The organism is Necropsobacter massiliensis, from assembly GCF_000827595.2.
GTDB lineage: Bacteria > Pseudomonadota > Gammaproteobacteria > Enterobacterales > Pasteurellaceae > Necropsobacter > Necropsobacter massiliensis.
On the sequence record NZ_LN776178.1, the window covers coordinates 39,666 to 52,376 of the forward strand.

At 45.4% G+C, this 12,711-nt stretch carries 12 protein-coding genes; 5 read left to right on the plus strand and 7 right to left on the minus strand.

All coding sequences use genetic code 11. The features are described from left to right. Positions 1 to 49: 49 nt before the first annotated feature. Positions 50 to 277: a hypothetical protein gene (locus BN3349_RS11965; protein WP_143933740.1), complete on the minus strand. Its 228-nt coding sequence runs from the start codon at positions 275 to 277 to the stop codon at positions 50 to 52. Between the two features lie 240 nt (positions 278 to 517). Between BN3349_RS11965 and BN3349_RS00210 the strand changes: the two genes are divergently transcribed. The 3 genes from BN3349_RS00210 (at position 518) to BN3349_RS00220 (ending at position 2,512) form a co-directional block, all read left to right on the plus strand. Further along, positions 518 to 985, plus strand: coding sequence for an REP-associated tyrosine transposase (locus BN3349_RS00210; protein WP_245853690.1), 468 nt, complete (start codon positions 518 to 520; stop codon positions 983 to 985). A 96-nt stretch (positions 986 to 1,081) separates the two neighbouring features. Next, positions 1,082 to 1,921 (plus strand): DUF72 domain-containing protein, encoded by an 840-nt coding sequence (locus tag BN3349_RS00215; RefSeq protein ID WP_040975611.1) that lies wholly within the window; start codon positions 1,082 to 1,084, stop codon positions 1,919 to 1,921. Between the two features lie 123 nt (positions 1,922 to 2,044). Beyond that, positions 2,045 to 2,512, plus strand: a complete 468-nt coding sequence (locus BN3349_RS00220) for a hypothetical protein (protein WP_040975322.1) — start codon at positions 2,045 to 2,047, stop codon at positions 2,510 to 2,512. Positions 2,513 to 2,564: 52 nt separating this feature from the next. Here the strand turns inward: BN3349_RS00220 and BN3349_RS00225 are convergent, their stop codons facing one another. The 6 genes from BN3349_RS00225 to cysZ all read right to left on the minus strand — a co-directional run bounded on the left by BN3349_RS00225 (position 2,565) and on the right by cysZ (position 9,293). After that, positions 2,565 to 3,302, minus strand: coding sequence for an ABC transporter ATP-binding protein (locus BN3349_RS00225; RefSeq protein ID WP_040975323.1), 738 nt, complete (start codon positions 3,300 to 3,302; stop codon positions 2,565 to 2,567). Beyond that, positions 3,295 to 4,272: a FecCD family ABC transporter permease gene (locus BN3349_RS00230; RefSeq protein ID WP_040975324.1), complete on the minus strand. Its 978-nt coding sequence runs from the start codon at positions 4,270 to 4,272 to the stop codon at positions 3,295 to 3,297. Before BN3349_RS00230 ends, BN3349_RS00225 begins: the two co-directional genes overlap by 8 nt. Position 4,273: 1 nt before the next feature. Beyond that, positions 4,274 to 5,062: a TroA family protein gene (locus BN3349_RS00235; protein ID WP_040975612.1), complete on the minus strand. Its 789-nt coding sequence runs from the start codon at positions 5,060 to 5,062 to the stop codon at positions 4,274 to 4,276. A 123-nt stretch (positions 5,063 to 5,185) separates the two neighbouring features. Then, entirely contained in the window at positions 5,186 to 7,117 is a 1,932-nt protein-coding gene (locus tag BN3349_RS00240) for a TonB-dependent receptor plug domain-containing protein (protein ID WP_040975325.1), read from the minus strand. 303 nt (positions 7,118 to 7,420) lie between these two features. Then, positions 7,421 to 8,371 carry a cysteine synthase A gene (gene cysK / locus BN3349_RS00245; RefSeq protein WP_040975326.1) on the minus strand — a complete coding sequence of 317 codons (951 nt, stop codon included), beginning with the start codon at positions 8,369 to 8,371 and terminating at the stop codon, positions 7,421 to 7,423. Positions 8,372 to 8,471: 100 nt separating this feature from the next. Continuing rightward, a complete protein-coding gene (gene cysZ, locus BN3349_RS00250) occupies positions 8,472 to 9,293 on the minus strand; it encodes a sulfate transporter CysZ (RefSeq protein WP_048736596.1) in 822 nt (273 codons plus the stop codon). Between the two features lie 148 nt (positions 9,294 to 9,441). On the opposite strand from cysZ, the gene zipA reads away from it, so the two are divergent. Continuing rightward, positions 9,442 to 10,434, plus strand: coding sequence for a cell division protein ZipA (gene zipA, locus BN3349_RS00255; RefSeq protein ID WP_040975327.1), 993 nt, complete (start codon positions 9,442 to 9,444; stop codon positions 10,432 to 10,434). Between the two features lie 225 nt (positions 10,435 to 10,659). Continuing rightward, complete coding sequence (ligA, locus tag BN3349_RS00260; protein ID WP_040975328.1) at positions 10,660 to 12,687, plus strand: NAD-dependent DNA ligase LigA; 2,028 nt, start codon at positions 10,660 to 10,662, stop codon at positions 12,685 to 12,687. Positions 12,688 to 12,711: the final 24 nt, after the last annotated feature.

A 12,711-nucleotide genomic window follows, 5' to 3' on the forward strand; every position in this document is an offset into this window, starting at 1 on the left:
TTGTGCTAAGTTGATCTCCTAAGTTTTTAAGTGGGATACAGAGTTTGTTTTAAGGAAAATGGTCACATTTCCCAAAATAACCAAAATCCGACCGCACTTTATTGCGAAATTCTGCTCTCCTTGTAAAATAAGCTAACGTTTTATAGAAGGAAAACCAAATGAAAACATTTAAATGGTTAGCGACTGCCACATTTGCCGTCGGTGTTTCTGCTTCAGTAATGGAAAAATTATCACTTTGAAAACAATCTCTTGGTGGTGACTGACGAAGCTCAGACATTAAATATTTCGCTAAAAGACAATGAGATTGTGTCTGCCCAATACAACCAAGATAAACCGCGTAAATGTCGTCGTGTGCCGAGTATCGATTTACCAAAAGGCAAACATTTAAGCACCTTCTAATCTAGGGTTTATGCCTATAATTATCTAACAAGCAGTCTATTTTTTGTAGGAATTTGCAAATACCATTCGTAGGGGCGGGGTTTATCCCCGCCCATGTCAATACCATAAGGATATAAGAGTGATCACTCACCGCCGCCGAAATAATATGCGATTACCCCATTACGATTATTCTCAATATGGCTGTTATTTTGTGACGATTTGTACCAAAAATAGGCAATGCCTTTTTGGTAATATTCTTAATGGGAAAATGCAATTAAATGACTTGGGCATAATGATTGAGGAAACATTAAAATCGTTACTAAATGATTATCCCAAAAGTGAATTTTCACATTATGTTATTATGCCTAATCATTTACATTTTATTTGGTTTAATCAAGATAATGTTTTACTTTCTGATTTGATCAGGCAATTTAAAGGAATAACCGCAAAAAAATATAGAGACAAAATGAAAACACAGGTTTATGAGCCATTGTGGCAACGAAGTTTTTATGAACACATTATTCGCAATGATGAAGATTTTTTAAGAATTTGGGAATATATTGAGAATAATCCATTACAATGGCATTTGGATAGATTTTATTCGTAATTTTGGGGCGGGGATAAACCCCGCCCCTACGAAAATATCATATCCAATTTTGAGTTATTCGGAATATTCTAAATGAAAATAGGGCATATAAAAACAATGCAAACACCCCACATCCACATCGGCACTGGCGGATACAGCGACACAGATTTAGTCGGCACGCTTTACCCCTTTGGCACAGATAAATCCGATTTTTTGTCGATTTATAGCCAGTTTTACGACACCGTTGAAATTAACAGCACTTTTCACGCTCCGATTGGAGCAAAAGCGTTGCAGGGAATGGTGGAAAAAGCAGAAGGCAGATTGCAATTTTCGGTCAAACTCCACCAAGATTTTAGCCACATTCGCACTGCAACCAAAGCGCAAGCCGATGACTTTTTACACGCTTTGCAACCCTTGCAAGAACAGAGTTGCTTGGCGAATTTACTTGTGCAATTTCCTAGCAGTTTTGAACGCACGCACGCGAACCGCTATTATCTTGCGGAATTGGTATCGTGGTTTCACGATTATCCCCTCGCCATTGAGTTCCGCCACGCCAGTTGGCATACACAATCGGTGTTGGATTATTTTCACGGCAAGGAAAATCTGATTTGGTGCAATGTGGATTATCCGCAAAATATCGGCTTGCCGAGTTTTCAATTCTACGCCAACCAACGCACCGCTTATTTGCGATTGCACGGTCGTAACCCAAATTGGTGGAAAGCGCAATCTGCCAAAGAACGGCATGATTATCGTTATAGCGAAATAGAATTACAGCGGCTGGCGGCTTTGCTCAACCAACGAAAAAACGAATTTGACAGGCTTTATCTTTATTTTCAAAACACCACCAAAAGCCATGCTTTCTATAATATTGAAAGCCTGAAAAATTCTTTGAAAGAATATGGTGTTAAGATAAAACCGTCCCCTGAATTTTTAACGGGGCAACAGAGTTTGTTTTAGCTTGAACGGTATACTGGATCAAATCTAATGGCAATATAAAATAGAGTATATCTAGAACTGATTCATTAATTAAGCTATGATACGCAACTTAAAGTTTTTGCTATCACTTACTCGGTATTTTATATGAACAAATTTAAGTTTATGTTATTCGCTTTGTCTCTCGTCGTACTATTTTCTTGCACGAGTACTTCAACTAAAAAAGCAGAAATCAAGAAAGGTTATTTAAAGGATAATATTAGTCAGGCGGAATTATATAATCCTGTAAACTATAAGCGCTATTTTTATTCTTGTTATAATGCGGGGACCGGATTATATACTTCGTTAATGAGTTATTTCCCGCTTTCTCGTGAAAGTCGTTTAAAAGATAATTTCGGTTTTTATTTTCAACTTGATGGCGGTACTGTTCAGCCGTTTGATCATATTGAAAATAAAGCGTTAAATGCGCGCGGTTCAAAATTTGAAGTGATTTATCGCTCTTATAATCCAATTGAAGGTAGTTATATTGATTTAATCGCGCGGGAACATCGTTCGATTTATTATAAAAATTATAACGGTGTCAAAGTGCCTTGGTTGGAATGTCGAGAGGCTTAATTTATTACAATCAATTGAGTTTTTTATTTTGCAAAATGCCTCAATTGAGGCATTATTTTTCTAACTTTTCAATTTGGTAAATTTCTTTTTCTTTCGTATTAATTTGGGCGCAAATACGGAAGGCTTTGCCTAAATTTTTCTGTGTTAATACCTTTTCCGTCTCTCCAGCGGCTAGAATTTTTCCTTTTTCCAATAAAATCACTTCATCGCAAAAGCGATATGCCAAGGAAAGATGATGAATCACCACTACACAGGTTTTTTCGGGCGTAAGCGATTTAAGCTGTTCCATAATATCGAGTTGATAATACGGATCAAGCGGGGCGATGGGTTCGTCGGCGAGTAAAATCGGGCTGTTTTTAATGCCGCAACGGGCGAGTTGTACTCGTGTTTTTTCACCGCCTGAAAGTTGTTGGAACGGTTTTTCAAGCAAATGCATAATAGAAAACTGTTCAGAAACCGACCGCACTTTTGCTTGCTCATCGGTATTTTTATGGGGAAAAGGCAAGCCGAGCGCGATCACATCATAAACCGTTAAATTCCAAAAAATCTGTTGATTTTGCGCGAGATAGGCGATTTCTCGGCTTTTTTGTCGGGCGGAAAGTGTGCTTAGTTCGTCATTTCCCAGCACAATTTGACCGCTTGTCGGCGACAAAATGCCCGCAATGGCTTTTAACAATGTGGATTTTCCCGCTCCGTTTGCGCCCATGATGCCCACCAATTTCCCTTGTGGAATGTGGAAGCTGACGTCGGTCAAGCCATAGGTGAGCGTAAGATGTTCAATCTTAATCATGGTAGCTTCTCCGTTGGGTGAGCAAAATCCAAATCAAAAACGGTGCGCCTAGAATGGCGGTGAGCGTGCCGAGATAAATGTTTGAGAAGAACGGCAGGTGCAAAATGGCTAAATCCGCCACGAGCAGTAACAAAGCGCCAAATAAAGCGCTGGTTACATAAAGTTGCGACGGACGTTTTTTCAGCAAAATACGTGCCAAATGTGGGGCGATCAAGCCGATAAACCCGATGGAACCTGTTTGCGGAATGGTTGCGCCGACGAGTAATGCCACGCCGAAACTCACAATAAAAAAGCTGCGTTTGAGATCGACGCCCATGGTAGCGGCGGTTTCTTCGCCGAAGGGGAGCAAATCAAGATAGCGACGTTGTGCATACAAACAAAAAACGCCGAGCACAATAAAGGGCAGCGAGAGCAAAAGCGTCTCCATTTTTGCCCAAACCAGTGAGCCTTGCAGCCAGCGGTATAGTTCCGCCAGTGCCCACGGGCTGTCAGCGTTGGAAAGCAGCAACGCAATAGCTGAGCCGAGTAACATATTCACCGCCAAACCGCTTAAAATCATCATTGCCGTGCCGTGATTTTTGGCGATTAAATAGACCAACAAGAAACTCACCAAGGCTCCCAGCACGCCACCAAGCAGCAATACACCAAAAGGCGCAGTAAAATAGTAAAGAATGAACACGCTCGCCATGGTTGCTCCGTTCGCACTGCCCAGCAACCCCGGACTTGCCAACGGATTTTGAAATACGCCCTGCATCGCATTGCCCGCCAATGCCAAACAAGCACCGGTCAGCACTGCAAGTAACAGCCGCGGCAGGCGAATATCCCATAACACCAGCGTTCGCATATCGGTAAGAATACCGTTGGCGTTTTTAAGCTCGGCAAAATTCGCAAGGTTGGCACAGCTTGATATACCGATAATAGCGAAAATGAGTGTGCCGAGAATAAGGTTTAATTGATTGGTTTTGTTCATATTATTTTAGTTGTTGATAAATTAGCTCCGCCCCTTGCCATACGCCGTGGTCGAAACAATAAGTGTATTTTAGCGGAAGCGTTATGTGCGGTCGATTGTTAAAGTGTTTTTGCAAAATGGGATGTCGCAGCAGTTCCGCTTGTTCATTATAGCTTCGCTGATCGACAAGTGTTATCAGCACATTCGGCTCGGCTAAAAGGACTTTTTCCAGCGAGAAATTTTGCGGTGTCAGCGTGGTTTTGAGCGGTGTTAAGCCGAGCAAATTGAGTAAAATTTGGTATTGTGGAAAACGCATTTCCGCTACGCCTGTTTCAGTTAATATCAAGGTATCGGTAAGCGATTGATTTAGCTTACTGTTTTGCGATTTTAATGTGTCTACCAGCTGCTTGGCGTGTGCGTCGTTTTGGGTAATGTTGCCTAAATTTAATATCAGCTCAAAAAGCTCGTCGGGCGTTTGTGGGCTGTCATTGATTGGTATGATTTTAACCTTGAGCTTTTTGAGCTGTTCGGTCAGTTCGGGGTAGAACCTTTCGTTAATCAGAATGGTCTTGTGCAAATAGGGCAACAGTTCGCTTAATTGCGGTTTGAGAATAGGTTTGTCGTGGTTGATTTTATTCAACATCGCCGACGGTTTAACGGAAAAAGGCGACATTGCCGCAATTTGTTCAGGGCGAGCAAGTTCAAGCAATAAACGGTCGCTGCACATTGTGAGCGAGACGAATTGTTCGGCACGAGAAAAAGGGGCAATGCCGAGTAAAAGTGCGGTGAGGAAAAAGAGAGTTTTTTGCATTTTTGAGATAAATGTTCGAATTTGTAGGGACGCCATGCTGGCGTCCGCCCCCCCTCTCTTTTGTAAAGAGGGGCAAGAGAGATTTCGGACGCGAGCGTCGCGTCCCTACATTTGATCGAGCTATTAGAAGCTGCCTTTTAACCCAACGTAAACGTTGCGCCCGTCTTGCCCGTAACCAACAATGTTTTCATATTTTTTGTCGAAAAGATTGTTGAGGTTGGCATAAAGCGTGACGTTTTTATTGAGTGTATAGTCCACACCGAGGTTAAGCAAGGTGTAAGACGGCATTTTGACCCGCGTTGAAGCATAAGTGATGTTATCAAAATAACTGTCTTTGCGTTTACCAACATAAGAAAGACTTGCGTGCGTGCCAAATTCTGGGGTGACTTGGTAAGCTAAGCCCACATTCGCCAAATGTTTTGGACGGCGAACCAGCTCAACGCCTTTGCTGTCTTTACCGCGTGTGTAGGTGTAATTCGCAAAACCGGTGAGGTTTTCGCTGAATTTGCCGTTGTAAGCCAATTCTACCCCTTTGATTTTGGTGGTGCCGTCAAGGTTGATCGCGCGAGAGATAAAGTTTGTCGCGTCAACCATTTCACTGCTGATAAAGTTTTTCACATTGCGCGCGAAATAAGTCACATCCAAGCTATGGCGCTTGTCATTGCTTTCAAATAACAAGCCCACGTCACCGCCTTTGCTTTTTTCTGCTTTTAAATTTGGATTACCAATGTACTTACCGTCATAACCGAAGTATTCGGTAATCGTTGGGTTTTGGATTGCGGTGCCGAAACTCGCATGTGCTTTGACGTTTGGCGATAAACGATAAGCCCCGGCAATACGCCCTGTGAAGGCATTTTGGTATTCCGAGCTGTCTGTGAAACGACCGCTGACCGATAAGCTGTGATCGTCTTCGGTAAATAAACGGTATTCGCCTGCCGCACTTTTCTCTTTCAAGACTTTGTCGTGACGCGGGAAGTACGCACTGGAATTATAGGTGGATTTTTGGTATTCGCCTAACACAGAGAACGCTTGGGTTACATAGCCTTCGCGGTCAAAGTTGATGTCTAATTGATAATTTGCGTTGAGTTTTTTCGCATCATAATCGCTTGCCCACGAGCTGAACGTGTCGCTGTCTGCTTTGGTGTGGCTGATGCTGGCTTTGTGTTTGAATAAATCGTTGTCGCTGCCTACATAACCGCCTAAACGAAACGTGGTTTCACGTGTACGAGTGCGGTTGTTGGCTTCATTATTTAATGAATCATCGTAGTTTGCAGTTTGGGAGAAGTGTGATGCCAGTAATTCAATCCCTTTTTGGCTGTCGTCATAACCGACTTTTAAAGAGGCATTATCACGGTGAAATTTATCTTTTTCTTTTGCGCCACCTGTGCTGACTTGCGTACCATCTTCGCCGGTATAACGAAAAGTATTTTTACTTAACGCAGAAATGCCCGCCGTGCGGTGGCTGTCGCCGTGAACAGCATAATAGAAACCGTTGTTGTGTCCTGAAAGAGTGACAGAGGCATCACGCGTGCGGTTTGAACCTGTGCCTAAATCGAAATCGACGTTAAAGGCTTTGTCTTTGTATAAGCCACTTTTAGTGGTGATGTAAATCACGCCACCCATTGCGTCGCTGCCCCAAAGTGCCGATTGTTCGCCACGTAGCACTTCAATACGTTCAATGTTGCTTAATGACAAACCGCCAAAATCAAAACCGTAGCCTGTCACCGGATTGACTTTTACGCCGTCAATAATCACGGCGCTGTGGTTTGCGTCTGCGCCACGCAGATAAAAATTGGTTAACGTACCGCGTCCGCCGCTGGAAGAAATCGCGACACTCGGTACTGTTTTCAACACATCGGCGACATAAACGGCGTTACGTTCGGCGAAATCTTTTTCAGTGAGTACGGTAACCGACGAAGCTGTTTTGTCTTGATTGACCGGTGCGGCATAGGCGGAGTAAACGTTTATTGGGGCGAGTTCCGTTTGCGCATCTTGTGCAACGGCTACGCTCGACAGGGAAAGCGATAGAGTAATAGTGATGAGATTTGTGTTCATAATATCGTTAAGGGTTGAGGTGCAATAAAGTTTTGCATTATACAGAAAAATTGCAGTGAACGGGACGGTTTACTGTTTGAAATAAGAGGCATTTATCGAATCATTCCACTGATATCCGAAAGATAACGAATAACCCGTCATAATGTTAAAGCAAATCAACGGCGGATAAATATAGAAAAGTGCGGTATTTCTTGGCTGTGTTTTCGACTTTGCGAAAACTTTCACAAAACGCACCGCACTTTTCGACTGAATAAAAAGACGGTTAGTTCCACCTCGGAAAGCTAACCGTAAAGGGGAAAATCATTAGCCCTCAATGCCTTCAAATAACGCGGTACTTAAGTAGCGTTCCGCTGCGGAAGGCAAAATAACGACAATTAATTTATCCGCAAATTCAGGCAGTTTGGCCAGACGATCCGCCGCAGCCACCGCCGCACCGGAGGAAATTCCCGCCAGAATACCTTCTTCTGCCATTAATCGACGCGCTGTGGCAATGGCTGTGTCGCTGTTAACGCGTTCAACTCGGTCGATTAACGATAAATCCAAATTTTTAGGGATAAATCCTGCGCCGATACCTTGAATTTTGTGCGGACCTGGTTTCACTTCTTCACCAGCCAAGGTTTGCGTGATAACCGGTGATTCTTCCGGTTCTACTGCAACAGAGATAATTTTTTTGCCTTGATCCTGTTTGATATAGCGACTGATTCCGGTAATGGTACCGCCGGTACCTACGCCAGCGACAACGACATCTACTTTGCCGTCGGTACCTTGCCAGATTTCTGGACCGGTGGTTTCCTGATGAATCGCCGGGTTAGCCGGATTTTCAAACTGTTTTAGCATAATATAACGGCTTGGATCGGAGGCTACGATTTCTTCCGCTTTGGCAATGGCGCCTTTCATGCCTTTCGCGCCTTCGGTCAGCACGAGATTCACGCCTAAACCGCGTAGTAAGCGTTTCCGTTCAAGGCTCATGGTTTCCGGCATAGTTAGTGTGATTTTATAACCGCGAGCGGCGGCAACATAAGCGAGTGCAATACCGGTGTTACCGCTGGTGGCATCGACGATTTCTTTATTTTTAGTGAGCGTACCGTCTTTTTCTGCCTGCCAGATCATGTTGGCGCCGATACGGCATTTAACACTGAAACTCGGATTACGACCTTCAATTTTTGCCACAACATTACCGTTCTGACCAAAGTGTTTTAAACGGACTAACGGTGTGTTACCGATAGCATAAGAATTGTCTGCATAGATTGTCATGTTTTCTCCCCTTTTGGTTTTTTGTATTAGGTGGATGTTATTTTTAGCATAAGGCTTAATAATCAAAAAATAGTTATTCGCTATATTTTATAACCAAATGCTATTTAACCGACATCGAATCAGATGCGCCCGAGGCGGTCGGAAAAGCGCTGTGACTTTTACCGTTGTTACCCGTATGCAGTAACTGGGCGCGATATTGTTCCGTCCACATGGCGGTCGCACCACACACCGCCACTGGAATAATCACCAGATTGATACCCGGCACTAACGTACAGAGCGTGACGAAAGTGCCGAATGTAATGCTCAACGTTTGTTTGCTGCTCAGTGCCTCGCGCATAACGGAAAACGGAATTTTGTGGTTATCAAAGGGATAATCGCAGTATTGAATCGCCATCATCCATGCGCTGAATAAAAAGGTCAGCAGCGGAATCAGCGTTTGCCCGATAAGCGGGATAAAACTGAGCAGAAACAGCACGATTAGTTTAGGCAGGCTATAAATCAGTTTCTGCCATTCGCGCCCCAGCATACGCGGAATGTCTTTGATAAAATCCAGCATATTCATTTCTACCAGATTTTCTCCGGTCAGCATTTTTTCGACTTTTTCCGCCAGCAGACCGTTAAACGGCGCGGCGATAAAACCCGACAAGGTAGTAAAAATAAAATAAAACAAAATCAGCACCATAAAGATGGATAACGCCAGCAAGACCGCGCCAAGCCAGCTCAGCCAGTCTGGAATATAGCCGATGATGCCGTCGATCAGCGTTTCCATTTGCGTCAGAAAAAGCCAGAATAATCCGCCTAACAGCAAGATATTGAGTAAAATCGGCATAATCACAAAACGCCGCAGCCCTTGCTGGGTAATTAGGTGCCAGCCCAGCACAAAATAATGGAATCCCTGCTTGAATTCGGTTGTTTGTAACATAATAAGTTTCCTGAGTAAATTCGGCGTTTAAGAATACCAAAGTGCGGTGAAAAAAATCAATTTTTGCATATCATCGGATTAAGAAAATATGGTAAGCTAACCGCAATTTATAATGTTTCGCCCGCCAGTCGCAATGGGAGAAGAGATAATGGATTTAAATACGATTTTAATTATTTTAGGTGTAATCGCGTTAATTATTTTAGTCGCTCACGGTTTATGGGCAAACCGCCGTGAAAAATCCCGCTATTTCCAAAATGCCAATACCTTTACTAAAGATTCCCGTATTCGTCAGGCGCAGGAAAACTTGAACTCGCCTACAAATCAGCAAACTCCCGTGCCGGATTATGCACAAACCGAATCCCGCCCGTCTCAGCCGACCCAACAGAATTTGGATTTTGATCAAGCGCAGTATTCCGCCGTGCAGGAAAATCGCAATGTGGAACAGGCGGTCAGCCGGATTAAAATCAGCCTGCCGGATTCGCCCGAACCGGTCAATGCGAGCGTCGAGCCGCCGGTTTATGCGCAAAATACTAATTTTGGCAACCGCACTATTGCGGATATTGAATCTTCCGTGGATGAAAATGAAGGAATTAATTCGTCGTCGGTATTGTTGCGTGAACAATTAGCCGAAGCGGCGCAAAAGCCACTTTCCGCGCAGCCGAGCGAAACCGTAACAGTGTCGTCAGCGCGCGCGCCTGAGCCGGTACAACACAGTGAGCCGGTGCAAAACCGTCAGGACAACAATGCCTTTATTATGCTGTATGTGGTGGCGCCGGAAAATCGTGAGTTTAACGGCACCAATCTTGCGCAGGTATTAGATGATCTCGGTTTTATTTTCGGTCGGCAACAGATTTATCATCGCCATTTGGATCTCAGTGTCGCCAGTCCGGTGTTATTCAGCGCGGCGAATATTCAGCAGCCGGGAACCTTTGATGTGGATAATATGGCGGATTTTTATACCGTCGGGATCGCCCTGTTTATGCAGTTGCCGTCGCACGGTAATGATCTTGCCAACCTGCGTATGATGATCCGCGCGGCAAAAACCATTGCTGAAGAATTGGGCGGATTCGTATTAACGGATCAGCAGGAAATTTTCAACGAACAAGCGGAAAAAGCGTATTTAAACCGAGTTTCCGCTTGAGACTGAAAACCGTTAAAATTTCCACCGCACTTTTAATTCGCATAATCCGCATGTTGAGGCGCAGCCTTAGGTGCGGATTATTATTTGCCGCAAACTGCGATAGGTCTTCGCCCATTCAATTGCTATAATAAGCCCTTGCCTGTTTGTGCCGCAATCCGTTATGCGCGCCGCCGACAATCCCAAAGTGCGGTGCGAATAGCGGCAGTTTTTTATAAGGAATGTATTATGCCCGAGTCGGTTTTACAACAAATCGAAGCCTTGCGAAACAGCTTACGTTATCACGAATATCAGTATCACGTGCTGGATAATCCGGTGATTCCCGATGCGGAATATGACCGTTTATTTCATCAACTGAAAGCGCTGGAACAGGCGCATCCCGAATTTGCCGACGCCAATTCGCCAACCCAGCGAGTCGGTGCCAAACCCTTGTCCGGGTTCGCCCAAATTACCCATGAAATTCCCATGCTGTCGCTGGATAATGCTTTTTCCGATGCGGAATTTTATGCTTTCGTCAAGCGGATTGAAGAACGTCTGAGCCTATTGCCTGAAGCGCTGACATTTTGCTGTGAACCGAAACTGGACGGGCTGGCGGTGAGCATTTTGTATGTTGACGGGCAGCTGGTGCAGGCGGCGACACGCGGCGACGGTACCACGGGAGAAGATATTACCGCAAACATTCGCACGGTGCGCAATATTCCGCTGCGATTGTTAACGGATACGCCGCCCGTCCGATTGGAAGTGCGCGGCGAGGTATTTATGCCGCAGGCGGGATTTGAAAAACTGAACGAAGAGGCATTGGCAAAGGGCGAGAAAACTTTTGCCAACCCGCGTAATGCCGCTGCCGGTTCGTTGCGCCAGTTGGATCCGAAAATCACCAGCCGTCGCCCGCTGGTACTCAATGCTTACGGTATCGGCATTGCCGAGGGCGTCGAACTGCCGGGTACGCATTTTGAGCGTTTGCAATGGCTGAAATCGATCGGAATGCCGATCAACGCTGAAATTCGCCTGTGTAACGGTGCGGAAAATGCGCTGAATTTCTACCGCACTATCGCCGCAAAGCGCACTACATTGGGCTATGATATTGACGGTACGGTGTTGAAAATCAATGATATCGCGCTACAGCAGGAATTGGGCTTTATCTCAAAAGCGCCGCGTTGGGCGATTGCCTATAAGTTTCCGGCGCAAGAAGAGCTGACTGTATTAAATGCGGTGGATTTTCAAGTGGGGCGCACCGGCGCGATTACCCCGGTGGCGAAGCTGAAACCGGTATTTGTCGCCGGCGTGACGGTCAGCAACGCAACGTTGCATAACGGCGATGAGATTGCCCGGCTAGATATTGCTATCGGTGATACCGTTGTGATTCGCCGTGCTGGCGATGTGATTCCGCAAATTATCGGCGTTTTACATGAACGCCGCCCGCCCGATGCCGAACCGATTGTGTTTCCGACCGCATGTCCGGTGTGCGGGTCGCAGATTGTACGTATTGAAGGCGAAGCGGTGGCGCGTTGTACCGGCGGGCTGATTTGCGCCGCGCAGCGCAAAGAGGCGTTAAAGCATTTTGTTTCGCGCCGGGCGATGGACATTGACGGTGTCGGTGCAAAATTAATTGAACAGTTGGTTGACCGCGAACTGATTCACACACCGGCGGATTTATTTAAACTGGATTCGACCATCTTAATGCGGCTTGATCGTATGGGACCGAAATCCGCTGAAAATGCGCTTAACAGTTTGCAAAAAGCGAAGAAAACCACGTTGGCGCGTTTTATCTTCGCGTTGGGTATCCGCGATGTAGGTGAGGCGACAGCACTTAATCTGGCGAATCATTTTAAGCGGCTTGATGCGTTGAAAGCGGCGGAAATTGCGCAGTTGCGCGAAGTCGCCGATGTGGGCGAGGTGGTGGCGAACCGGATTTATGTGTTCTGGCGCGAAGCGCATAATGTGGAGGTGGTAAATGCCTTGATTGCACAGGGCGTGCATTGGGACGAGGTGGAACATGGCACGATTACGGAAAATCCGCTGAAAGGCAAAACCGTAGTGTTGACCGGTACGTTAAGCCGAATGGGGCGCAATGAGGCGAAAGCCATGCTACAGCAACTGGGCGCCAAAGTCAGCGGCAGTGTGTCGGCAAAAACCGATTTTGTGATTGCCGGCGACAGCGCGGGATCGAAATTAACCAAAGCATTGGAACTGGGTGTGCAGGTGCTTACGGAAGAGGCGTTTGTGGCGCTGACCGAACAGCCGAACGGGGATTAAAACGACAAAAGTGCGGTAAAAATT

Excerpts from the sequence above, each read along its gene's own strand:
- BN3349_RS11965 (WP_143933740.1), bottom strand. The coding sequence starts at position 277 with ATGTCTGAGCTTCGTCAGTCACCACCAAGAGATTGTTTTCAAAGTGAT.
- BN3349_RS00215 (WP_040975611.1), top strand. The coding sequence starts at position 1,082 with ATGCAAACACCCCACATCCACATCGGCACTGGCGGATACAGCGACACA.
- BN3349_RS00220 (WP_040975322.1), top strand. The coding sequence starts at position 2,045 with ATGAACAAATTTAAGTTTATGTTATTCGCTTTGTCTCTCGTCGTACTA.
- BN3349_RS00225 (WP_040975323.1), bottom strand. The coding sequence starts at position 3,302 with ATGATTAAGATTGAACATCTTACGCTCACCTATGGCTTGACCGACGTC.
- BN3349_RS00230 (WP_040975324.1), bottom strand. The coding sequence starts at position 4,272 with ATGAACAAAACCAATCAATTAAACCTTATTCTCGGCACACTCATTTTC.
- BN3349_RS00235 (WP_040975612.1), bottom strand. The coding sequence starts at position 5,062 with ATGCAAAAAACTCTCTTTTTCCTCACCGCACTTTTACTCGGCATTGCC.
- BN3349_RS00240 (WP_040975325.1), bottom strand. The coding sequence starts at position 7,117 with ATGAACACAAATCTCATCACTATTACTCTATCGCTTTCCCTGTCGAGC.
- cysK (WP_040975326.1), bottom strand. The coding sequence starts at position 8,371 with ATGACAATCTATGCAGACAATTCTTATGCTATCGGTAACACACCGTTA.
- cysZ (WP_048736596.1), bottom strand. The coding sequence starts at position 9,293 with ATGTTACAAACAACCGAATTCAAGCAGGGATTCCATTATTTTGTGCTG.
- zipA (WP_040975327.1), top strand. The coding sequence starts at position 9,442 with ATGGATTTAAATACGATTTTAATTATTTTAGGTGTAATCGCGTTAATT.
- ligA (WP_040975328.1), top strand. The coding sequence starts at position 10,660 with ATGCCCGAGTCGGTTTTACAACAAATCGAAGCCTTGCGAAACAGCTTA.